22 protein-coding genes are annotated in these 21,242 nt (G+C 70.5%); 14 read left to right on the forward strand and 8 right to left on the reverse strand.

Annotation, left to right across the window (positions count from 1 at the left end; translation table 11 throughout):
* Positions 1–5 precede the first annotated feature (5 nt).
* The 7 genes from AVW09_RS16950 to lnt all read left to right on the forward strand — a co-directional run bounded on the left by AVW09_RS16950 (position 6) and on the right by lnt (position 8,182).
* Positions 6–962, forward strand: coding sequence for a hypothetical protein (locus tag AVW09_RS16950; protein ID WP_063259167.1), 957 nt, complete (start codon positions 6–8; stop codon positions 960–962).
* Between the two features lie 26 nt (positions 963–988).
* Positions 989–1,981 (forward strand): helix-turn-helix transcriptional regulator, encoded by a 993-nt coding sequence (locus AVW09_RS16955; protein ID WP_063259168.1) that lies wholly within the window; start codon positions 989–991, stop codon positions 1,979–1,981.
* A complete protein-coding gene (locus AVW09_RS16960) occupies positions 1,978–2,961 on the forward strand; it encodes a helix-turn-helix transcriptional regulator (protein ID WP_063259169.1) in 984 nt (327 codons plus the stop codon). The genes AVW09_RS16955 and AVW09_RS16960 overlap by 4 nt, the downstream gene beginning before the upstream one ends.
* Before the next feature lie 78 nt (positions 2,962–3,039).
* Complete coding sequence (tatA, locus tag AVW09_RS16965; protein WP_063259170.1) at positions 3,040–3,288, forward strand: Sec-independent protein translocase subunit TatA; 249 nt, start codon at positions 3,040–3,042, stop codon at positions 3,286–3,288.
* A gap of 63 nt (positions 3,289–3,351) precedes the next feature.
* Positions 3,352–4,110 (forward strand): twin-arginine translocase subunit TatC, encoded by a 759-nt coding sequence (gene tatC, locus AVW09_RS16970; RefSeq protein ID WP_063259189.1) that lies wholly within the window; start codon positions 3,352–3,354, stop codon positions 4,108–4,110.
* Entirely contained in the window at positions 4,107–6,581 is a 2,475-nt protein-coding gene (locus tag AVW09_RS16975) for a DEAD/DEAH box helicase (RefSeq protein WP_082823058.1), read from the forward strand. The genes tatC and AVW09_RS16975 overlap by 4 nt, the downstream gene beginning before the upstream one ends.
* Positions 6,582–6,619: 38 nt before the next feature.
* Positions 6,620–8,182 (forward strand): apolipoprotein N-acyltransferase, encoded by a 1,563-nt coding sequence (lnt, locus tag AVW09_RS16980; RefSeq protein ID WP_063259171.1) that lies wholly within the window; start codon positions 6,620–6,622, stop codon positions 8,180–8,182.
* A gap of 14 nt (positions 8,183–8,196) precedes the next feature.
* Here the strand turns inward: lnt and AVW09_RS16985 are convergent, their stop codons facing one another.
* The 4 genes from AVW09_RS16985 to AVW09_RS17000 all read right to left on the reverse strand — a co-directional run bounded on the left by AVW09_RS16985 (position 8,197) and on the right by AVW09_RS17000 (position 10,877).
* Positions 8,197–8,565, reverse strand: a complete 369-nt coding sequence (locus AVW09_RS16985; RefSeq protein ID WP_022877536.1) for an RNA polymerase-binding protein RbpA — start codon at positions 8,563–8,565, stop codon at positions 8,197–8,199.
* A gap of 109 nt (positions 8,566–8,674) precedes the next feature.
* A complete protein-coding gene (locus tag AVW09_RS16990; protein ID WP_063259172.1) occupies positions 8,675–9,457 on the reverse strand; it encodes a glycerophosphodiester phosphodiesterase family protein in 783 nt (260 codons plus the stop codon).
* Positions 9,454–10,410: an SPFH domain-containing protein gene (locus AVW09_RS16995; protein WP_063259173.1), complete on the reverse strand. Its 957-nt coding sequence runs from the start codon at positions 10,408–10,410 to the stop codon at positions 9,454–9,456. The genes AVW09_RS16990 and AVW09_RS16995 overlap by 4 nt, the downstream gene beginning before the upstream one ends.
* Positions 10,407–10,877, reverse strand: coding sequence for an NfeD family protein (locus AVW09_RS17000; protein WP_063259174.1), 471 nt, complete (start codon positions 10,875–10,877; stop codon positions 10,407–10,409). Before AVW09_RS17000 ends, AVW09_RS16995 begins: the two co-directional genes overlap by 4 nt.
* 177 nt (positions 10,878–11,054) lie before the next feature.
* On the opposite strand from AVW09_RS17000, the gene AVW09_RS17005 reads away from it, so the two are divergent.
* Both AVW09_RS17005 and AVW09_RS17010 read left to right on the forward strand, forming a co-directional pair.
* Entirely contained in the window at positions 11,055–11,819 is a 765-nt protein-coding gene (locus AVW09_RS17005; protein WP_063259175.1) for an SDR family oxidoreductase, read from the forward strand.
* A gap of 2 nt (positions 11,820–11,821) precedes the next feature.
* Positions 11,822–13,792 carry a S9 family peptidase gene (locus AVW09_RS17010; protein ID WP_063259176.1) on the forward strand — a complete coding sequence of 657 codons (1,971 nt, stop codon included), beginning with the start codon at positions 11,822–11,824 and terminating at the stop codon, positions 13,790–13,792.
* Between the two features lie 57 nt (positions 13,793–13,849).
* Here the strand turns inward: AVW09_RS17010 and AVW09_RS17015 are convergent, their stop codons facing one another.
* Positions 13,850–14,401 (reverse strand): HdeD family acid-resistance protein, encoded by a 552-nt coding sequence (locus tag AVW09_RS17015; protein WP_063259177.1) that lies wholly within the window; start codon positions 14,399–14,401, stop codon positions 13,850–13,852.
* 78 nt (positions 14,402–14,479) lie between these two features.
* Entirely contained in the window at positions 14,480–15,397 is a 918-nt protein-coding gene (locus AVW09_RS17020) for an AEC family transporter (RefSeq protein ID WP_063259178.1), read from the reverse strand.
* Positions 15,398–15,656: 259 nt separating this feature from the next.
* Here AVW09_RS17020 and AVW09_RS17025 point away from each other — a divergent pair, with 259 nt between their 5' ends.
* Complete coding sequence (locus AVW09_RS17025) at positions 15,657–16,160, forward strand: hypothetical protein (protein WP_156496156.1); 504 nt, start codon at positions 15,657–15,659, stop codon at positions 16,158–16,160.
* A 31-nt stretch (positions 16,161–16,191) separates the two neighbouring features.
* Positions 16,192–16,503, forward strand: a complete 312-nt coding sequence (locus AVW09_RS17030) for a hypothetical protein (protein WP_063259180.1) — start codon at positions 16,192–16,194, stop codon at positions 16,501–16,503.
* A gap of 269 nt (positions 16,504–16,772) precedes the next feature.
* On the opposite strand, the gene AVW09_RS17035 is transcribed toward AVW09_RS17030, so the two are convergent.
* Together AVW09_RS17035 and AVW09_RS17040 are read right to left on the reverse strand one after the other, a co-directional pair.
* Complete coding sequence (locus AVW09_RS17035; protein WP_063259181.1) at positions 16,773–17,372, reverse strand: DUF6578 domain-containing protein; 600 nt, start codon at positions 17,370–17,372, stop codon at positions 16,773–16,775.
* Complete coding sequence (locus AVW09_RS17040; RefSeq protein ID WP_082823060.1) at positions 17,360–18,166, reverse strand: SDR family NAD(P)-dependent oxidoreductase; 807 nt, start codon at positions 18,164–18,166, stop codon at positions 17,360–17,362. The genes AVW09_RS17035 and AVW09_RS17040 overlap by 13 nt, the downstream gene beginning before the upstream one ends.
* Before the next feature lie 100 nt (positions 18,167–18,266).
* Here AVW09_RS17040 and AVW09_RS17045 point away from each other — a divergent pair, with 100 nt between their 5' ends.
* From AVW09_RS17045 to AVW09_RS17055, 3 genes are all read left to right on the forward strand, one after another.
* On the forward strand, positions 18,267–18,824 hold the full coding sequence (locus AVW09_RS17045; protein WP_063259183.1) for a dihydrofolate reductase family protein: 558 nt from the start codon (positions 18,267–18,269) through the stop codon (positions 18,822–18,824).
* 83 nt (positions 18,825–18,907) lie between these two features.
* Positions 18,908–19,570 carry a TetR/AcrR family transcriptional regulator gene (locus tag AVW09_RS17050; RefSeq protein WP_063259184.1) on the forward strand — a complete coding sequence of 221 codons (663 nt, stop codon included), beginning with the start codon at positions 18,908–18,910 and terminating at the stop codon, positions 19,568–19,570.
* Positions 19,567–20,655, forward strand: coding sequence for a zinc-binding dehydrogenase (locus AVW09_RS17055; protein WP_063259185.1), 1,089 nt, complete (start codon positions 19,567–19,569; stop codon positions 20,653–20,655). The genes AVW09_RS17050 and AVW09_RS17055 overlap by 4 nt, the downstream gene beginning before the upstream one ends.
* The last annotated feature ends 587 nt before the right edge of the window (positions 20,656–21,242 follow it).

Below are 21,242 nucleotides of genomic sequence, written 5' to 3' on the forward strand. Positions count from 1 at the left end.
ATCCGGTGCGCAGACTCCCCGCCCTCGTCGCCGTGATCGCCCTGGCCGGTACCGGCCTCGTCGGATGCGCGGCATCCGGCAGCGCCTCCGCTGCGGGATGCACCCCGCCGCCGTCCGACTCGCGCGCCGCGGAGGCCGTGACGGTCTCGGGCGAGGTCGGGAAGCAGCCCGACGTGCAAGTGCGGTCGCCGTTCCTGCCCGACACGCGTTCGGTCGAGACGGTGGTCACGGGTGACGGCGAGCGCATCACGCAGCCCGACCAGCTCGTGCTCCTCGACCTGACGGTCTACAACGGCATCACGGGCGAGCGCATCGTGGGCTCCCGCTACGACGGCAACGTCGCGAATGCGCAGCCCCTGTCCGGCTGGGACCAGACGTTCCCCGACTTCTCCTCCGCGATGCTCTGCGCGACGCAGGGGTCGCGCCTGGTCGTGTCGATGCCGTACGACAGCGTCGGCCCGCAGGCGGCTCAGGGCCTCGACATCCCGCAGGGCGGCTCCGCGGTCGTCGTGGCCGACGTCGAGCGCGTCTACCTGCCCGCCGCCAACGGCGCCGACCAGTTCACCGCCGGCTTCGGCCTTCCCACCGTGGTGCGCGCCCCGGGCGGCCAGCCCGGTGTGACGATCCCCGACGGCGACGCGCCGACGTCCGTGTCGGTGCAGACGCTGAAGAAGGGCGACGGCCCCGCGCTGACCGCCGACGCGACCGCACGCCTCGCCGTGCTCGGCGTCTCGTGGAACGACCGCCGGCAGTTCGTGACGACGTGGGGCAAGAACCCGATCGCGGCACCCCCGTCGAAGCTGCCCGGGACGCTCGCGTCCGCGCTCGAGGGCCAGACGGTCGGCTCCCAGGTGCTGGTCGTCGTCCCCGCCGACCAGACGGCGGACGACCAGAAGCTCTTCAACGCGCCCACCGACACGGCCCTCGTGTACGTCTTCGACATCCTCGGCGTCGACGGCTGAGTCCGGCCCGCGCCTAGGATGGGCGGGTGTCCGCCGCCTCGTCCCGACCCGCTCCCGAGGAGCGTCTGGTCAACCTCGTCGTCGCCCTCATGGCGACCGAACAGGGGCTGACGAAGGACACGATCCTGTCGTCCGTTGCCGGTTACCGCGAGCAGTACGAGGCGGGGGCCTCCAAGGACGCCCTCGAGAAGATGTTCGAGCGCGACAAGGAGAACCTGCGCGGACTCGGCGTCCCCATCGAGACGATCGGCGACCGCGCCGACCCCGATGATCTGCGCGAGGCCCGGTACCGCGTGCCGACCGCGGAGTACGCGCTTCCGGAGGACATCTCGTTCAGCCCCGCCGAGGTCGCGCTGCTGAACATCGCGGGAAGCGTGTGGGGGAGCGAGTCCCTCTCGGACGCCGCCCGCAGCGGCCTGCGCAAGATCCGTGGTCTCGGCATCGCCGTCGACGAGCCGATCATCGGTTACGCGCCGCGCATCCGGGCTCGGGATGCCGCCTTCCCGGCGCTGCAGCGGGGGATCGAGGAGTGCCGGGTCGTCACGTTCAGCTACCTGCGTCCCGGCGACGCGCGGGCGCGGGAGCGTCGCATCCGTCCCCTCGCGCTGCTGGAGTACGAGGCGCGGTGGCACGTCTTCGGTTTCGATCTGTCGATGGATGCCGAGCGCACCTTCCTCCTCTCGCGCATCGTCGGGGACGTGACCGTGACGCGGGAACGCTTCGACGAGCAGCTGCGGGTCGGTGCGGGGGAGCGCGCCCTCGCGGGACTCGAGGGTGTCGCGCATCGCCGGCGGGCTCTCCTCGAGGTGCACCCGGGCACCGAGGCGGCGCTCCGCCTGTCGCGGCGCGCGGAGCCGGCGGCGCAGGGCATCGTGGTGCCGTACGTCGACCTGCACGTCTTCGCGGACGAGCTCGCCTCCTACGGGCCCGAGGTGCGCGTCGTCGCCCCCGACGACCTGCGCGAGCAGGTCATCCGTCGCCTGCGGGCGACTCTCGCCCTGCACGGAGGTGCCGCATGAGCTCCGACCGTGCGCTGCCCGCCCTCGACCGGGCCGCCCTCCTGCTGCAGCTCGTGCCGTACATCGTCGGCAAGGGCGAGGTCTCGATCGCCGAGGCCGCCGCCGATTTCGACGTGACGGCCGACCAGATGCGGGCGATGGTCGAGAGGCTCACCGTCATCGGCCTGCCCGGCGAGGGCGGCTACTGGCAGCTCCCCAACGAACTGTTCGACATCGACTGGGATCTGCTCGATCGCGACGAGATCATCTCGATCACGAACACGGTCGGCCTCGAACGCTCGCCGCGCCTCACCGCGCGCGAAGCCGCAGCGCTGCTGGCCGGGCTCCAGCTCACGCGGTCCCTGCCGGGGGTGGGGGACAGCGCCCTGGTGACCGGTCTGCTGGCGAAGCTCGCCCGCGGGGCGTCGTCGACCCCGCCGGCGGTCATCGTGGCCCCCGGTCCCGTGGACGGTGTCCGCGACGTCGTGGACCGCGCGCTCCGTCGCGGAGTGGCGGTGTCGTTCACCTATCGCGCGCCCGGTGCCGCACCGACGACCCGCACGGTGGACCCGATCAAGGTCCACATCGCCGGGGGCCAGTGGTACCTGCAGGGCTGGTGCCACACGCGGCAGGCGGTGCGCACGTTCCACCTCGACCGTGTCAGCGACCCCGAGCTCACCGGCATCCCCGCCGTCCACGGCGCCGACCCGGTACCCGAGCTGTTCGCGCCCGCCGACGACGAGGTCGTCGCGCGGTTCCGATTCCCGCGCGCGGTCGCGCCGCTGCTGTCGGACTACCTCGAGCGCGCCACGATCGAGGGCGAGGGGGACGTCGCCGTGGCGTCGCTGCGGCTCGCCGACGAGCAGAGCCTGAAGCGTCTCGCGGCGCGGCGCGGCGGCGAGGTCGAACTGCTCGAGCCCGCCGGGGCACGGCGTGCCGCGGCGGCCTGGGCGGCCGCCGGTCTCGCGCAATACGGCGAGGATGTCTCGCCCCAGGGGTGAACACGTCGAGTTCCTGGGCCCCCGCGGAGGGGCAAGAGCTACACTGAAGGCACCCCCGCCCGATACTGAGGAGTCCTCATGCTAGGCAATCTGAACGGATGGCACCTGCTGATCGTTCTCGCGGTCATCCTGCTGCTTTTCGGTGCCGCGAAGCTCCCCGCCCTCGCGAAGAGCATGGGCCAGTCGGCGCGTGTCTTCCGCAGCGAGATGAAGGAGATGAAACGCGACGACGAGGCCGCGACTCCTGAGGTCCCGCGCGCGACCGAGTCGGGAACCGCGTCGTCCGTGACGCCCGAGAAGCGCCCTTCCAGCGACACCTCCGCATAGCGCGTGGCCACGGCAGGACCGCCGCGGATCGAGGTGCCGGAAGGACCGCGGCGTGACAAGCGCATGTCGATCGGCGCTCACCTCGTCGAACTGCGTAAGCGCCTGATGATCGCCGCGGCGGCGCTCGTCGTCGGCATGATCATCGCGTTCATCATCACCGATCCGGTCATCGCGTGGATCACGGAGCCGATCCGCGTGCTCACGGAGAAGCGCGGTGCGAACTTCGCGGCGCTCAACTTCACGAACGTCACGTCCGGTTTCGACCTCCGGATGCGGATCGCCTTCTCGATCGGCATCTTCCTGTCGTCTCCGATCTGGCTCTGGCAGATCTGGGCGTTCGTGATGCCGGGCCTCACGCGCAAAGAGATCCGCTACACGGTCGGGTTCCTGGCCTCCGCGATCCCGCTGTTCTTCGCCGGCTGCTGGGTGGGGCTGCTCATCGTCCCGCACGTGATCGAACTCATGTCGACGTTCATCCCGCAGGGCGGGGTCAACTATTACTCGGCGACCGAGTACTACGACTTCGTCTTCAAGCTCATGCTCGTGATCGGCGTCGCGTTCGTCCTGCCGGTGTTCCTCGTGGCCCTCAATGTCATCGGCATCATGAGCGGGCGCGCGATCCTCAAGGGCTGGCGCATCGCGATCCTCATCGCGACGCTGTTCGCCGCCCTCGCGACCCCCGCAGCCGACGTCGTGACGATGTTCCTGCTCGCCGGCATCCTCATCGTCCTGTTCTTCGCCGCGGCCGGCGTATCGATGCTGTTCGACCGACGCAAGGCCCGTCGCGCCGCCGCGGCGGGGCTGCCAGGATCGATCGTGTGAGTGGACTGAGCCCCGCCGACCGATTCGCCCGGGCCTCCGCCCGCGCCCAGCATCCGATCACCGCCGATTTCGCGGAGTCCCAGCGGTTCGACCTCGATCCGTTCCAGATCGCGGGATGCCAGGCCCTCGAGGACGGGCGGAGTGTGCTGGTCGCCGCGCCCACCGGAGCCGGTAAGACGATCGTGGGCGAATTCGCGATCCACCTCGCGATGCTCGAGCCCGGCGACAAGGCGTTCTACACGACCCCGATCAAGGCGCTCTCGAACCAGAAGTTCCACGAGCTGCAGGAGGTCTACGGCGACGACGAGGTGGGCCTGCTCACCGGCGACACGAACATCAACGCCTCCGCGCGCATCGTGGTCATGACGACCGAGGTGCTCCGCAACATGCTGTACGCGGATTCCCCGGCGCTGCGCGGCCTGCGGTTCGTCGTGATGGACGAGGTGCACTACCTCGCCGACCGCTTCCGCGGTGCGGTGTGGGAAGAGGTCATCATCCACCTGCCGCGATCGGTCAAGCTCGTCTCGCTCTCGGCCACCGTGTCGAACGCGGAGGAGTTCGGTGACTGGCTCGACACCGTGCGCGGCGACACCGAGGTCATCGTGTCGGAGACGCGGCCCGTGCCGCTCGAGCAGCACGTGCTCGTGCGCGGCGACCTCCTGCCGCTGTTCGACGACCGCGCGGGCGTCGCGACGGCCCAGGTGAACCAGGAGCTGCTGCGGATCCGCGGCGGCCACTCCTCGACGTTCGAGAACAACCGGCGAGCGCAGGAGTACCGCTCCGCGCGGCACGCGGGCGGCCGGCGCCAGCCGCGGAACGGCCAGCGCCCCGTCCGGGCCGCGCACGCGCCGAGGATGGAGCGGATCGAGCGCCCGCAGGTCGTCGACCTGCTGCGACGCAACCACCTGCTCCCGGCGATCTTCTTCATCTTCAGTCGCGCCGGCTGCGACGCGGCCGTGCAGCAGCTGCGGCGCGCCGACGTGCGCCTCACCTCGCCCGAGGAGCGGACCGAGATCCGGCGCGTCGTCGACGAGCTGACCTTCACGCTCAAGGACGAAGACCTCGCTGTGCTGCGATTCTGGGAGTGGCGCGAGAACCTCGAGCGCGGTATCGCCGCGCATCACGCCGGCCTGCTGCCCGCCTTCAAGGAGGTCGTCGAGGAGCTTTTCCGACGCAAACTCGTGAAGGTCGTGTTCGCGACCGAGACCCTCGCGCTCGGCATCAACATGCCCGCCCGCACCGTCGTGCTGGAGAAGCTCGAGAAGTTCAACGGCGAAGCGCGGGTCGCGATCACGTCGGGCGAGTACACGCAGCTCACCGGTCGCGCGGGGCGTCGCGGCATCGACGTCGAGGGGCACGCGGTCGTGCAGTGGACCGAGGGCCTCGACCCGCAATCGGTCGCCGCGCTCGCGTCGCGCCGTACGTACCCGCTGAATTCGAGCTTCCGGCCGACCTACAACATGGCCGTCAACCTCATCGACCGGTTCGGGCGTGTCCGCGCGCGCGAGATCCTCGAGTCGTCGTTCGCGCAGTTCCAGGCCGACCGCTCGGTCGTGGGCCTCGCGCGGCAGGTCAAGGAAGCCGAGGAGTCGCTCGCGGGCTACGAGACCGCGATGACGTGCGACCGCGGCGACTTCCGCGAGTACTCCACGATCCGCCGCGAGCTGTCCGACCTCGAGAAGATCAATCGCCGCGATGCGACCGCGCCCCGGCGCCTGCGCGACGAGCGGCAGCACCAGATCCAGTCGCTGCGGCGCCGGATGCAGCGGCATCCGTGCCATTCGTGCCCCGATCGCGAGGCCCACGCCCGCTGGGCCGAGCGGTACTGGAAGCTCAAGCGCACCACCGACAAGACGCGGCAGCAGATCGACCAGCGCACGGGGACCGTGGCGCGCGTGTTCGACCGCGTCGTCGACGTCCTCGCGGCGCTGGAGTACGTCGAGATCGACGACGACGGCACCACGACGCTCACCCCGGCCGGACGCACGATGCGCCGCATCTACGGCGAGCGCGACCTGCTCGTCGCGGAGTCGCTCCGCCAGGGGCTGTGGAACGCGCTCGACGCGCCGTCGCTGGCGGCGCTCGCGTGCTGCCTCGTGTACGAACCGCGCCGCGACGAGGCGGGCCCGGGGGAGCGGGGCCTGCCGCGCGGCCCCTTCCGGGGAGCCCTGGATGCCACGCAGACGCTGTGGCAGGAGTTGGACGACCTCGAGCGAGACCACCGCCTGCCGGGGTCGGAGACGCCGGCCTCCGGGCTCGCCCCGGCGATGCACGGGTGGGCGCGCGGGCTGCCGTTGGACACGGTGCTGACCCTTGCCGACATGGCGGCGGGCGACTTCGTGCGGTGGGCGAAGCAGACGATCGACCTGCTCGATCAGATCTCGCTCGTGGCCGAGCCCAAGCTCGCGAAGACGGCGCGGACCGCGCTCGATTCCGTGCGCCGCGGGATCGTGGCGTACACGTCGGCGTGATCAGGGTCGGCGCAGGTCTCGCCGCTTAGGCTGGTCGGGTGCCTCTCGCCGATCCGCCGCGACCGATCGTCCGTCTGGCGTTCGCGGCACCGCTGTCGACCGCGGCGGGGCTGCTGCTCGTCACCGCGTTCCCGGCGCCCGCGCTGTGGCCGATGGCGTTCCCCGCGGTCGCGATGGCGCTCGTCGCCCTCGCGGGTCGGCGCGTGTGGTCGGCGGTGCTCGTCGGCTTCCTCTTCGGCGCCGCCTTCTTCTCGGTGAACCTGCTCTTCACCGCCCGCTATCTCGGACCGATCCCGTGGATCGCCCTGTCGGTCCTGGAGTCGCTGCTCACCGCCGCGTTCGCCGTGCCGATCGCGTTGGCGTATCGGTGGATGCCGCGGATCGCCCCGGGTCGCGTGGGGCGCGCGGTGCTCCTCCCGGCGCTCGTGGCAGGGCTGTGGACGTTGCGGGAGCAGATCGTCGGCTCGTGGCCGTACGGCGGCTTCCCGTGGGGCCGGATCGGCGTCTCGCAGGTCAACGGTCCGTTCGCCGAGGTCGCGTCGTGGGTGGGCATGTCGGGGCTGAGTTTCCTCGTCGTCCTGTTCTGCGCGATGGCGATCGAGTTCGTGCGCTCGGGGCGGTTCCGGCGACCGGTGGGCGCCGTTCCCGCTCTGGTCGTCCTCGTCGCGCTCCTCGCGCTTCCGCAGTTCCCGACCACGGACGCCGGGTCGCTGCGCGTCGGCGCGGTGCAGGGCAACGGACCGGCGGGGTACTTCGACCAGCGCGCGCGCAACGCGGTGCTGAACGCGCAGCTCGCGGCATCCGCTCCTCTCCTCGGGCAGAAGATGGACGTGCTGCTGTGGCCGGAGGGCGGCGTGGACTCCGACCCCACCCGCAACCGGAGCACCGCGGCGGTTCTCGACGAGCTGTCACGGCGGCTGGACGCTCCGCTGCTCATCTCGGCGGTCACTGAGCGCGGACCGAACCTCTACAACTCGTCGCTGCTGTGGACCGCGGACGGGGCGCCGCAGCAGATGTACGACAAGCGCCACCCGGTGCCCTTCGGCGAATACGTTCCGGACCGGGCCTTCTGGGAGCCGTTCGCTCCCGACCTCATCGGTCTCATCGGCCGCGAGTACACCCCCGGTACGGCCGACCCCGTGGTCGACATCGACGGCGTCGTGGCGGGGCTCGCGATCTGTTTCGACGTGATCTACGACGACGTCGTGTGGGACGGCGCCTCGGAGGGCGCGGAGGTGTACCTGTTCCAGACGAATAACGCCGACTTCCGCGGGACCGACGAGAACCTTCAGCAGCTCGCGTTCGCCCGGATGCGCGCGATCGAGACCGGGCGGTCGGTCGTGAACCTCTCGACGGTCGGGACCAGCCAGGTCATCGCCCCGGACGGCGCGACGCGCGACGAACTGCCGGTCGACACCGCCGGCTACATGCTCGACGACGTTCCGCTGCGGACGGGCCTGACCCCCGCAGTCGTGATCGGCCCGGCGCTGAAGATCGTGCTGGGGTGGGGGAGCCTCGCGGGACTCGCGGCCGCCGGAGCGGTGCTGGTGTTCCGTGGGCGCACGAAAAAGACGCCGGCCCCCGAGGGAACCGGCGCCTGAATCCGTGATCCGCGTTACGCGCTGATCTTCTGGTCCCCGCCGCGGCGTGCCCGGAGGAACGCCAGGCGCTCCTCGAGGAGCTCCTCGAGCTCGGGGATCGTGCGACGCTCCAGGAGCATGTCCCAGTGCGTGCGCGGTGCCTTGTCGTCGCTGTGGTCGACGGTGGCGGTGCCCTCGCCGATGCGCAGCAGCGCCTCAGCGCCGCAGGTGCGGCATTCCCATGCCGGCGGAACCTCGGCGTCCGCGGCGAAGGTCAGCACCGTCTCGCGTCCGCAGGTGGCGCAGACGTAGGTGTGCTGGGCCCGGTCGTGGAAAACGACCCCGTCTTCGCTCTGAAGGCTCTGTGCGCCGAGTCGGATGCCTCGAAGACTGCGATCTGCCATTGTGTGGTCCTCTCGTCGGTCCCCATGTATAACGGCCCGACCTGTGCGCTTTATTCGAACGGAGGGCACCCTGGCGAGATTCACAGTGGATGCTCAGGTCGTTGGGCGTTCACCGCCCGTTCACGACGGCGAGCGCGAGGTCCGCGCGGTCGGTGACGATCCCGTCGACGCCGAGGTCCAGCAATCGCCGCATGTCCGCCGGGTCGTTCACCGTCCACACGTGCACCTCGACGCCGGCCGCGTGGGCGGCCCGAACGAGACCCGGGGTGACCACGCGCACCGGGCCCTGGCGCTCGGGGATCTGCACGGCATCCAGTCCCGCAAGGAGTCGCCGGACGATGCCGCGAAGGCCCACCGCGTGCGCGGCGACGAGGCGCGCGACCGTCCGAGAACCGGGGGAGGTCGCGGGGGAGACGGCGGCACCCGCGGCGCGGGCAGCCGCGAGCGCCGCGCGTCGGCGTTCGTCGGAGAAGCTCGTCACGAGCACGCGGGTGGCGTGCGGCGCGACGAGGCGTCCGGCCGGTTCGGCGGCGGCCTCGGCCTTCACGTCGAGGTTGAACCGCGTATCGGGGAAGGCCTCGAGCGCCTGGGCGAGGGTGAGCAGACCGCCCCGCTCGGCCATGAGCTCCTCCAGCTCGGGGAGGCGGACGTCGGCGATCCTGCGGGGGTCGCCGGTCACGCGCGACAGGTCGTCGTCGTGGAAGAGGATCACGACGCCGTCGGCCGTGAGGTGGCAGTCCGACTCGACGTACGCGACGCCGGCGGCGTGCGCGGCCGCCACGGCGGCGAACGAGTTCTCGGCGACGCCCAGCGCGGCATCCGCCGGGGTCACGAGCCCGCGATGCGCGAGCACGCGGGGCGGTTCGGGGGAGAGGTAGGGATGCCGAGTCATGAGCCGGCGGGAGCGGCACCGCCGCGCTCGTCGGGGGAGGGGCTGTCCGGAACGTCGAGCCCCCGCGCACCGAAGGCACCGGAGATGCCCTTCAGTGCCTCGGTCAGCTCGCTCGGGATGATCCACAGCTTGCTCGAGGCGCTGTCGCTGATCTTCGGGAGCGTCTGGAGGTACTGGTAGGCGAGCAGCTTGTCGTCGGGGCGACCTTCGTGGATCGCGGAGAACACCGAGTGGATCGCCTGGGCCTCGCCCTCGGCGCGTAGCACCGCGGCCTGCTTGTCGCCCTCGGCCTCGAGGATCGCGGCCTGGCGGCGCCCCTCCGCCTCGAGGATCTGCGACTGCTTCGATCCCTCGGCGGTGAGGATCGCGGCGCGGCGGTCGCGCTCCGCGCGCATCTGCTTCTCCATGGAGTCCTGGATCGACACCGGCGGGTCGATGGCCTTGAGCTCGACGCGGCCCACGCGGATGCCCCACTTGCCGGTCGCCTCGTCGAGCACGACACGCAGCTGTCCGTTGATGTTGTCGCGGCTGGTCAGCGCTTCCTCGAGGTTCAGGCCACCGACCACGTTGCGAAGCGTCGTGGTCGTCAGCTGCTCGACGGCGCCGAGGTAGTTGGCGATCTCGTACGTCGCCGCGCGGGCGTCGGTGACCTGGAAGTACACGACTGTGTCGATCGAGACGACGAGGTTGTCCTCGGTGATCACCGGCTGCGGAGGGAACGACACCACCTGCTCGCGCAGGTCGATGAGGGGCCGCACCCGGTCGATGAACGGCACGACGATGTTCAGGCCCGGGAGGAGCGTCTTGTGGTACCGGCCCAGCCGCTCGACGACGCCGGCGCGGGCCTGCGGGATGATGCGGACCGCGCGGAAGATCGCCACGATCACGAAGATCGCGACGGCGATCGCCAGCACCCAGCCGATCACGGCGGGGACGAGATTCTCGACGTTCATGGTGTGACTCCCTGCTCTCGAGCGCGGACGACGGCGGTGGCGCCGTCGATGCGGGCGACCTCGACGGGCGTGCCCGGGTCGAGGCGCGTGTCGGTGTCGCTGCGTGCGGTCCAGATGTCGCCGTTGGCGAGCTTGACCTGCCCCGCGACCCGCGAGACGGTCGCCAGCACGAGGCCGTCGAGGCCGATGAGCGCCTCGACGTTGGACGGACGGGTGTCGGCGGTGCGTTGCAGGCGCCGCAGCATCCGCGGACGGAGGAACACCACGAGCGCGATCGCGGCCGCCGCGGCGAGGATGACCTGCACCCACGGCGGAGCGCCGCCGAGATCGGCGACGAGACCGACGATGCCGCCGAGCGCCAGCATGAGAAATGTCAGCTCGACCGTGATCATCTCGATGACGAGGAAGAGCAGGATCACCACGAGCCACAGGATCCAGGCCCACGTGTCGATGGTCGAAAGATCCATGTCGCACCGCCCTTTTCCCGAACGTAGCACGCGTGCGCGGGGCCGAGACCGGTTCCTGGGGGAGCGTTCAGGATGCCGTCACCGGTGGGTTCCGGCATCCCGGTCGGTAGGCTGGGTCCTTGTCGTGTGCGCCGGCGTCGATCGCCGGCATCCGATTCCGAATCGTCAGGAGTTCCCGTGTCCCAGACCCTCCCGTCCGGCTCGCTGAGCGGCAAGACCGCCCTCGTCACCGGCTCGTCGCGCGGCATCGGCGCGGACACGGTCCGCTATTTCGCCGAGGCCGGCGCGAACGTCGTCATCAACTTCCGCAACAAGGCCCCCCGCGCCGAGAAGCTCGCCGCGCAGTTGCGCGAGCTGGGCGTGGAGGCGCTCGTCGTCGGCGCCGACCTCACCGACCCGGCGTCGGTGCAGGCGATGTTCGACGAGGTCGAGCGCACGTTCGGCGGCCTCGACGTGCTCGTCCTCAACGCCTCGGGCGGCATGGAGTCGGGCATGGCCGAGGACTACGCGCTGAAGCTCAACCGCGACGCGCAGGTCAACGTGCTCGAGAGCGCGCTCCCGCTGCTCCGCGAGGGCTCCCGCGTCGTGTTCGTCACGAGCCACCAGGCGCACTTCATCCGCACGACGCCGACGATGCCCGAATACGAGCCCGTCGCGCTGTCCAAGCGCGCCGGCGAGGACGCCCTGCGCGAGCGCATCCCGGCGCTCGAGGAGCGCGGCATCGGCTTCACCGTCGTCTCCGGCGACATGATCGAGGGCACCATCACCGCGACGCTGCTCGAGCGCGCCAACCCCGGTGCCATCGCCGCGCGCCGCGAGGACGCCGGCAAGCTCTACAACGTCGCCGAGTTCGCCGCGGAGGTCGCCCGCGCGGCCCTCGACCCGGTGCCCGCCGATCACACGCGCCTCGTCGGAGACACGGACTCGTTCGGAGGGGAGTGAGCATGCGCGCCCACGACATCGAGACCCTGGTGTCGGTCGGGCGCCCCGCGCTCTCGTCCGACTGCGCCTTCGCCGTCTACGCCACGTCCCGCCCCGACATCGCGGCCGACCGTGCCGTGGGTCAGCTGTGGCGCGTCGACCTGCCCGACGGCACCCCGCGACGCCTCACCCGCGGAGTCGCCGACCGCGCCCCGCGACTGTCACCCGACGACGCCACGATCGCCTTCCTGCGCGCCGACGCCCGCGGCCGCACGCAGGTGTTCCTCGTCCCCGCGGGCGGCGGCGAGCCCGTGCAGGTCACCGACCAGGCCGGCGGCGTGACCGACCTGTCGTGGTCGCCCGACGGCACGCGCCTCGCGTTCACCGCGCGCGTGGTCGAGCCCGGCCGGTACGGCACGGTGGAGGGGCGGGATGCCGCCGCCGAACCGCCGCGCCGGATCACCGGCATCCGCTGGCACGCGAACGGCCACGGCTATCTCGACCGTCCCGCGCACCTGTTCGTCATCGACGCGCCGGCGGCCGACGCGGAGCCGTTCTACGAGCCCGCCCCCGACGTCGTGACCCCGGAGAAGCGGGTGGTCGCTTCGACGCCGCAGCAGCTCACCGAGGGCGCGACGAGCTGGTCGGGCGTGGCGTGGACGGCCGACGGCAGCGAACTGGTCAGCCTTCCCGACGTCATCGAGGACCGCGTCGCCGACCTGCGCTCGCGGGTCGTCGCGGTGGCGGTCGACGGGGGAGTGCAGCGCGAGGTACTGGGAACCGCGGCGAACCTCTCGATCGACGAGGTGGGGGTGGCGCCGGACGGTGCGATCTTCCTGCGCGGCAACGACGTCGGCGACTCGGGCCTCGACTTCGTGGCGCCGGGTACGGCCGTCTGGCTGCTCGACGTCGACGGTCCGCGTCCGCTCACCGATCCGGAGACGATCGACCTCGGCGAGGTCGGCTCGCACCTGTCGTTCGACGGCGATGACGTGCTCGTGCAGGACCGCACGCGCGGCCGGGTGCGCCTCCTCCGCGTCACGCGCGGGGGAGTGGTCGCCGAGGTCTTCGGCGGCGACGTCGAGGTCACCGGACACGCCGCCGCGGGCGGCCGGATCGTCGCGGCCGTCGCGACCCCCGAGTCCGCAGGGGAGCTGCTGCTCCTCGACGGCGTCACGGGTCGCGCGCTCACCGACCTCGGCGCCGCGGCCCGCGAGCGCGGGATCGTCGTGCCCGAGGAACGGGAGATCACCGGCCGCGACGGCTACCCCGTCCACGGCTGGGTCGCGGTCCCCGAGGGCGAAGGGCCGTTCCCCGTGATCCTGCAGATCCACGGTGGCCCGTACGCCTCGTACGGCGTGCACCTCTTCGACGAGACGCAGGTCCTTGTGGATGCCGGCTACGCGGTGGTCTACAGCAACCCGCGGGGAAGCGCCGGTTACGGCCGCCCCCACGGGCGCTCGATCCGGCAGGCGATGGGCACGCTCGACTACTTCGACGTCATCGACTTCTTCGACGGTGTGGTCGCCGCCGATCCGCGGCTGGACGGCGAACGCGTCGGCATCCAGGGCGGGTCGTACGGCGGTTATATGACCGCGTGGGTCATCGCGCACGACCACCGGTTCGCCGGGGCGATCGTCGAGCGCGGGTTCCTGGACCCCGTCGCGTTCCCGGGGACGAGCGACATCGGGTCGTTCTTCGGACAGGAGTACGTCGGGACCGACCCCGCGCGGGTCGCCGCGCAGAGCCCGATGGCGGTCGTCGACGACGTGCGCACACCCACGCTCGTGCTGCACTCCGAACTCGACTTCCGTTGCCCGATCGAGCAGGCGACGCGCTACTACGCGGCGCTGAAGCACAACGGTGTCGACGCCGAGATGCTCATCTTCCCCGGCGAGGATCACGAGCTCACGCGCGCGGGTCGCCCCCGGCACCGCGTCCAGCGGTTCGAGGCGGTCCTGGACTGGTGGGCACGGCACCTGCCCGTCGCCTGACGAACGAGAAGGGGCCTGGATGCCGTGGCATCCAGGCCCCTCCCTTCTTGCGGTTCGTCAGGCGGTCTTGCCGAACTGGATCGCGCGGACGATCTGGAACACGCCGAGGACCAGGAGCGAAGCGCCGAGCAGGAGGAACAGCGTCACCGCACCGAGGAGCGGGGAGAACAGCAGGACGACGCCGGCGAGGATGCTGATGATCGCGAAGAAGATCGTCCAGCCGCGGCCCGAACCGTGGTTCAGCGTCGTGAGCGAGACGACGCCCTCGATGATCCACAGAATGCCGACGAGGGTGCCGACGAAGACGCCGAACCAGGCCGTCGTCGCGGGGAGGTTCACGAACGAGAAGATGCCCGCGAGGATGAACAGCAGCCCGAGGACGATGTAGCCGATCCGCGCCCATCCGGAGCGGAAGAAGATGCCGATCCCGATGTTCACGATGCCGGCGATGATGACGTAGACGGCGATGATGGCGACGGCGACCGCGGCGGTGCGTCCGGGCCAGAGCAGGATCAACAGGCCGACGATCAGCGAGACCGCACCGCTGACGGCCAGGGCCGTGCGCACGGCCCGCACCGCGGGCGTACTGGACGAGGTGGTGGTGGACATGGCGAGCCTTTCCTGAGCGAATGCTGAGAGCTTCGCTTTCACGATAGACCTTGCGTCATGCGGAGTGGGGGACCAACGTCATCCCAGCAACAGGGCGACTCCGAACAGCACCGGCAGACACCCGAGGGTGGAGATGAACACCACGTCGCGCGACAGGATCTCTCCCACCCCGTAGCGCTGCGCGAAGTTGAACACGTTCTGCGCCGTGGGGAGCGCGGCGAGCGTCACGACGATCAGCACCTGCTCCGGCGGCAGCGCGAACGCCAACGCGACGCCCCACGCGACCGCGGGCATCACCAGGAGTTTCAGCACCGAGGCGATGAGGACGTCGACGCGACGTCCGGGCTCGGTGAGGACCCGCTGGCCATACAGCGACATCCCGTACGACATCAGCAGCACCGGGACGCACGCCGCCGAGAAGAACGCGAGCGGGTCCATGACGATCGGCGGGAGGTGGATGCCGAGAACCGCGACGAGCACGCCGAGCGCGGATCCGATGAGCATGGGGTTCTTGGCCGTCTGGGTGAGGATCCGCCGCGGGGAACGCGAGCCCGAGGTCGCGGCATCCAGGATCCCGAGGGCGATGGGCATGAGCACCAGCAGCTGGAACAGGATCACCGGAGCCGAATACGCCGCATCGCCCAGCATGTAGAGCGAGATCGGGATGCCGATGTTGTTGCTGTTCACCTGTCCCGCCGACAGCGCGCCGATGACCGACTCGGCCGTGCGGCGACGGAGCACGAAGCGAGAGATCAGGGCGTAGCCGCCGATGATGATCGCCGCGGTGATCATCGACACGGGGAGGAGCGCCGAGAACAGCGTCGTGACGTCGGCGCGCGCCAGCACCACGAACAGCAGGAACGGCGACAGGACGAAGAACGTCAGACGGCTCAGCACCGGGCGGGCATGTTCGCCGAGCAGATCGATGCGGGCGATGACGTAGCCGACGACGACGGCGAGGCCGATGACGGCGAATCCCGTCAGGATGCCGCTCACGCCGGCACTCCCGGGCAGACCCGCGCGCCGCGGGGGCGACGTCGCGATTCCATTGGAGCGAGCCTACTCGCGCGGGGTAGTCGCTCGTTTCCGTCCGCGGGGACGAAAGGCCTGTGCGTGGCGGTTGGACGCTCGGGCCGCGATCGATGAATCACCGATAATGCACATTATGTCAGTTTGAATCGAGAGCGGAGCCTCTCATCGCGGCGCTGAGTTCCCCGCCCGTAGAATTCGTGCGACGTCGGTTGAGGGGGCGGACATGCCGGTGGGTGCGCTCATCTTCGTCGTTGCGGCGCTGACGTTCATGATCCCGCTGGCTGTGATCGCCATCGTGTGGCCGGCACCTCTCGCTCGCTGGAACGGTGCTGCTCAGCGAACGCGCCTTTTCGGCGTGGCGCGCCCCGCGCGAGCGCGAGGTTCGGTGGCGTCGTCGCCGTGGTTCGTGCGGGCCTGGGGAATCGCAGCCCTCTCGATCGGCACGCTCATCGCCGTCAGCGTCGCCTCGAGTGTCGGTACTCACGGCATCGAGTCGAAGCGCCCGGAACTCTCCCCCGTTCTCACGGTCGGTTTCCTCGTGATCGGCACGGCGCAGGCGGTGTTCGGGACCGTGCTCGTCGTCCGCTCGCGGCATGTCCACGAGGCTCTTCGTCGGAAGTTCGCCGACGACGGAGCCGATCTTCGGCGCGGGATGATCGTCGCCTGGGGCTGCGTGGCGCTCGTGATGTCGACTGCGGTCTTCACCGTCGTGCTGATGAGCGTGTGAGGCGCCAGGAGCCTGCGACTAGCCTGAGCGGATGAGTTCCCCCCGACTCCCCCGTGATCGCCGTCGCACCGCGTCGATCGTGCTGTCGTCGATCTCGCTCGCGATCATGACGACGGTGTTGGTGTGGTTCGCGGGCATCATGCTGACGTCTTCCGGTGCTTCTACGATGATCGCGATTCTTCCGTGGACGCTGTTCTACCTCGGGTCGTGGATCTGGGCCGCGCTGGCGTTGGTCGCGCTGGTGCTCGGGGCGACTTCCCAGAGACCACTACTCCCCTGTGTCCTCGCGGCGGCGGTCCTCGCCGAGATCGTCTTCGGATTCTTCCTCCTCCCCGCGCTGTGATCGCGCGGACCGAGTTCGGTGTCACGGCGTGTCCCGCGCCAGACTACGGATATGACCGGTGAGCGCCCGCGGGACGACTTCATGGCCGCGTTCGGGGACGAACCGATGGTGCTTCCTGACGGCCAGGTCGTCCACTCCGACAGAACGGACTGGGGTCGGATTCTCGGGGCGGTGCAGGCGCTCTACGACGTCCTCAAGCGAGTCGGGCTCGCCAGCGGGAAGCGCGTCACGCTCTCCCGAGAAGGAAGCTGGGACGACGTCGTGGTGGCCTATGACTCGGAAACCGGGTGGTTCTCGTGGACGTCGACGACCCACGCGACGACGGATGTCGTGCGTCGCTCGGCCGGCGGCTCCGGGTTCTCGTCCGGCGGCTCGGTGGCTTGATCCGACGCCGTCGGCGGCACCCCATCCCGTGGGGCGAGCGTCACGGCACCGGGAACGGGAACGCTCTCGATCATCCATCTCGACGGGCGTGAGCCGATCATGAACCCGTTCCCGAGATCTCGACCGTCGAACGGCCAGTCCTCCCCCTCCGCGGGCATCTCGGCATCCGGAGGCGCGCCGAAGCCCGGGCGGCGAAGATGCCGTGTCTCGATGTGCTCCTGAACAACCGCATGGATGCCGGCTACCCGGCCCCGTACCCGGTCCTCCGGTGTCGTCGGTGTCTCCTGGTGGTGGGATTCGATCGCGTCGATGGTGGCCGCGAGTTCGGGACCCACGCTCTCGATGAACGCCGACGACGGCGTCCGCGTGCGCACCAGCAGATCGACCTCGTCGCCGACGCTGAACGGGTCGCCGCAGCACGCCCACTCCCAGGTGTCGAGCCACACCCGGGTCACGTCATGGGCGCCGGGCGTCAGCGGATCCACTCGGACGTCACACCGATCACGCGCGAACCGTCCAGATCGCCGAGCGAGAGCCCCGCGAACCGGACCGCGGCCTCGGAGGTCTGCCACCGGAACTTGGGTGTCTCGGTGATCGCGGCTTCGATCACCGTCTTCGCGGCATCCTCCGCCGCCTGCGCCTGCGCGAATGACGCGGTCGTCCGCTGGATGTACGCGTCGAGCTGCGCCTGGTACGGGCCACCGTCGTAGCGATCCACGGATGCCGTGAACGACGACGCGACGGCCGCGGGTTCGACGATCGCGACGTCGATGCCGAACGGAGCGACTACGGGCGCGAGCGACTGCATGAGGCCTTCCACCGCGAACTTCGCACCGCAGTAGGCGTCGGCGAACGGCTGGCCCACCGCTCCCCCGACGCTGGTGACCGTCACGATGCGGCCGTGCCCGCGCTCGCGCATCCCCGGCAGCACGAGACGTGTGAGCCGCGCGACGGAGAGGTAGTTGGTGTCGAGCTGCGCCTGGAGATCGGCATCCGAGAGCTGTTCCAGGGTGCCGACGGCTCCGCGCCCGGCATTGTTGACGAGGATGTCGACGACGCCGAGGTTGGCGACGAGGTCGGCCGCCGCGTCGGCGTCGGTGACGTCGAGCGCGCGGATGTCGAGGGTGACGCCCGCGGCGTCGGCAGCCTCGCGCAGCGCGTCGGCGCGGGAGGTGTCGCGGACCGTGGCGACGACGGAGAGGCCGGCCTGGGCGAGGCCGACGGCGGTGTGCAGACCGATGCCGCTGGAGGTACCGGTCACGAGAGCGATGCGGGTCATGGCACCGACCTTACGCCCGGTGGCCGACACCGTTCACTCCCCCGCGAGCTCGCCGATCAACGCATCGACGCGTGTCGGAGGCCCCGGCTAGCGTGCCGGCATGACTCGCGTGATCTTCCACACCGCCACGACCCTCGACGGCTACCTCGCGACCGATGACGACTCCCTCGACTGGCTGTTCGCCGTGCCCGGCGCCGACGAGGCCGAGGCGGCCTTCGGCGACTTCCTCGCCGGAGTCGGCGTCCTGGTGATGGGGTCGGCGACGTACGAATGGATGCTGCGCCACGAGGCCCTCCTCGACGCTCCCGAGAAGTGGGCGGGGTACTACGGCGCGCGACCGACGTTCGTGTTCTCGTCACGGCCGCTCCCCCGTGTTCCGGGCGCCGACATCCGGGTCGTTTCCGGCGGTATCGAGGCGCACTGGACGTCGATTCAGGATGCCGCGGGCGCGGGCGACGTATGGATCGTGGGCGGGGGTGATCTGGCGGGGCAGTTCGTCGACGCGGGCTTGCTCGATGAGATCCGGCTATCGGTGGCGCCCGCGACCCTCGGTTCGGGGAAGCCCCTCCTCCCCCGGGTGTTGGGAGCCGACCGGCTGATCCTCCGCCACGTTCAGCGCGCGGGGCAGTTCGTCGAGCTCGTGTACGCCGTGTCCTGAGAGCGCACCGCGGCGTCTGCGCCGCCGAAACGTTCGTCGCGGATTTTCTAGACACGTGTCCAGGACAGGTCTAGTCTCGCGATATGGCACGCAGTGACGCAGCCGCCGATATCGCCGGTGTCCGGGACGGACTCCGGTCCTCCTCCGACCCCCGGGTCGAGGCCACCCGCGCGAAGCTCTTCGACGCCGTCCGTGAGCTCTCAGCCGCGGGCGAGGACGTCAGCGTCAGCTCCGTCGCCAAGGCGGCCGGCGTGGGGCGCGCCACGTTCTACACGCACTTCTCGGGCATCGACGACCTCGCGCTGCACCTGCAGGAGACGACGTTCCATGCTCTCGCGCTCGAGGCGCGCGCCGAGATCGCGCAGGGTGGCGATGCCCTCGCGCAGTCGCAGCGCGCGTTGATCGCGCACTACGGCGCCTACCGACCGCTGTACGCGGCGACGTTCTCCGTCGCCGTCCCGCGGGGTGTGGAGTCGCGGGTCGCGGCGCTCATGCGGGAGGAGATCCTCGCGCACATCCGCCTGCTGATCGACATGCCCGCCGGGGTCGACCCCGATCTCGCGGCGACGTACCTCGCGCACGCGGCCATGGGGCTCATCGCCTCCTGGGTCGTGGGCGATGTCGAGACCGAACCCGAGCGGCTCGCCGACCACCTGACCGACCTGATGCCGGCCTGGATGAGCGGGCCGATTGCGCTTCCGCCGGAGATCGCGGCGGACGAGAGAGATGAGGAATACCCGAAATGAATGCAACGGTCGTCCGTGCGGTGAACGCCGGGTTCGTCAGCGCCGACCTCGAGATCGCCGCGCCCGTCGGGCGCGAGGTCCTCGTCGACGTCAAAGCCTCGGGCCTGTGCCACACCGACCTGACCATGTCGAAATTCGACCTGGGCGTCCCGTTCCCCGCGGTGTTCGGCCACGAGGTGGCGGGTGTGGTCGCGGAGGTGGGGCCCGACGTGGTCGAGCTCGCGGTCGGAGATCACGTGGTCGGATGCCTCGTGCAGTACTGCGGCGCGTGCGTGAAGTGCCTCTCGGGCAAGGTCTTCCAGTGCCTCCACCCGGAATCCACGCTCCGCGCGCCCGACGAGCCCGCCCGCCTCACCGAGAACGGCACGCCGGTCACCCAGGCGTTCGGGCTCGGCGGGTTCGCGCAGCAGGCGTTGATCCACGAGAACCAGCTCGTGAAGGTTCCCGACGAGGTCCCCTTCCCCCAGGCCGCTCTTCTCGGATGCGGCGTCGTCACCGGGGCGGGCGCGGTCCTGAACACCGCGAACGTGCAGGCGGGCGACTCGATCGTCGTCATCGGCGCGGGCGGCGTGGGCCTCAACGCGATCAACGGCGCGCTCGTCGCCGGAGCCGCGACGATCATCGCGGTCGACATCGCGGAGGACAAGCTCACCAAGGCCCGCTCGTTCGGGGCCACCCACGTCGTCAACTCGGCGGCGGTGGACCCGGTCGAGGCGGTGCGCCAGATCACCGGCAACGGCGCCGACGCCGTCTTCGACTTCGTCGGCACTCGGGCGGTCGCCACGCAGGGGCTCGAGATGGTCGCCCCGGGCGGCGGACTCTACCTGATCGGCGTCATCGACCCGACCGCGCACTTGGACGTCCACCAGGTGGGGCTCATCGGATCGCAGAAGCGCGTCCAGGGCGTGTACATGGGGTCCACGACCGCCAAGCGCGACATCGCGATGTACGCGCGGCTCTACCTCGAGGGGCGTTTCGAGCTCGACGCCCTGCTGTCGAAGGAGATCGCGCTCGACGAGGTCAACGAGGGCTACGAGGCGCTGCACGACCCGAACGTGACGCGCGTCGTCATCACCTCGCTCTGAGGCCGACGAGGTGCCGCGTGCGGAGGATCAGACCGCGCACGGCACCATTCCCCTCCGAGCCAGGGCTCGCGGGGCTCGCGTGTCTGTGCCGCCTCACGTGTGTGCAGAAGCGGCCCTCCCCGCCGCGCGGCGTCATGGAGACGCACACGGCGGGGAGAACCTTCCTCACCTCAGTTTTCGCGGCGGCGTCGACGTGCCCACAGCGAAGCAAAGATCCCCCAGCCCAACAGCGTCACGCTGAGCATCGAGGCCGCGACCGGCAGCGCCTGGCCTGTGCGGGCGAGACTCCTGGCGGGCGTCTCCGCGGTACCCACGGATGACGTGTCGCCCGTCGGTACCGCCGGGGCCGAGGATGAGGGGCCGGATGACGCCGAGTGCATCGCCGAGGGGCCGGCGGACGGGGTGTCCGTCGGTTCCGGTGTCGGGCTGGGTTCCGGTGCGGCGGTAGGCTCCGGCGTCGGGGTGACTGTCGGTTCCGGTTCCGGTTCCGGTTCCGGTTCCGGTGTGGGGGTGGGTTCCGGTGTGGGGGTGGGTTCCGGTGTGAGGGTGGGTTCCGGTGTGAGGGTGGGTTCCGGTGTGGGGGTGGG

Origin of the sequence: Microbacterium sp. T32 (assembly GCF_001619615.1) — a bacterium.
In the GTDB taxonomy this organism is placed as follows: Bacteria; Actinomycetota; Actinomycetes; order Actinomycetales; family Microbacteriaceae; genus Microbacterium.

What these genes read in the sequence shown, in the direction of transcription:
- AVW09_RS16960 (WP_063259169.1), top strand. Translation starts at nt 1,978, where the DNA reads ATGAGCTCCGACCGTGCGCTGCCCGCCCTCGACCGGGCCGCCCTCCTG.
- tatA (WP_063259170.1), top strand. Translation starts at nt 3,040, where the DNA reads ATGCTAGGCAATCTGAACGGATGGCACCTGCTGATCGTTCTCGCGGTC.
- tatC (WP_063259189.1), top strand. Translation starts at nt 3,352, where the DNA reads ATGTCGATCGGCGCTCACCTCGTCGAACTGCGTAAGCGCCTGATGATC.
- AVW09_RS16985 (WP_022877536.1), bottom strand. Translation starts at nt 8,565, where the DNA reads ATGGCAGATCGCAGTCTTCGAGGCATCCGACTCGGCGCACAGAGCCTT.
- AVW09_RS16990 (WP_063259172.1), bottom strand. Translation starts at nt 9,457, where the DNA reads ATGACTCGGCATCCCTACCTCTCCCCCGAACCGCCCCGCGTGCTCGCG.
- AVW09_RS16995 (WP_063259173.1), bottom strand. Translation starts at nt 10,410, where the DNA reads ATGAACGTCGAGAATCTCGTCCCCGCCGTGATCGGCTGGGTGCTGGCG.
- AVW09_RS17000 (WP_063259174.1), bottom strand. Translation starts at nt 10,877, where the DNA reads ATGGATCTTTCGACCATCGACACGTGGGCCTGGATCCTGTGGCTCGTG.
- AVW09_RS17010 (WP_063259176.1), top strand. Translation starts at nt 11,822, where the DNA reads ATGCGCGCCCACGACATCGAGACCCTGGTGTCGGTCGGGCGCCCCGCG.
- AVW09_RS17015 (WP_063259177.1), bottom strand. Translation starts at nt 14,401, where the DNA reads ATGTCCACCACCACCTCGTCCAGTACGCCCGCGGTGCGGGCCGTGCGC.
- AVW09_RS17025 (WP_156496156.1), top strand. Translation starts at nt 15,657, where the DNA reads ATGCCGGTGGGTGCGCTCATCTTCGTCGTTGCGGCGCTGACGTTCATG.
- AVW09_RS17030 (WP_063259180.1), top strand. Translation starts at nt 16,192, where the DNA reads ATGAGTTCCCCCCGACTCCCCCGTGATCGCCGTCGCACCGCGTCGATC.
- AVW09_RS17040 (WP_082823060.1), bottom strand. Translation starts at nt 18,166, where the DNA reads ATGACCCGCATCGCTCTCGTGACCGGTACCTCCAGCGGCATCGGTCTG.
- AVW09_RS17045 (WP_063259183.1), top strand. Translation starts at nt 18,267, where the DNA reads ATGACTCGCGTGATCTTCCACACCGCCACGACCCTCGACGGCTACCTC.
- AVW09_RS17050 (WP_063259184.1), top strand. Translation starts at nt 18,908, where the DNA reads ATGGCACGCAGTGACGCAGCCGCCGATATCGCCGGTGTCCGGGACGGA.
- AVW09_RS17055 (WP_063259185.1), top strand. Translation starts at nt 19,567, where the DNA reads ATGAATGCAACGGTCGTCCGTGCGGTGAACGCCGGGTTCGTCAGCGCC.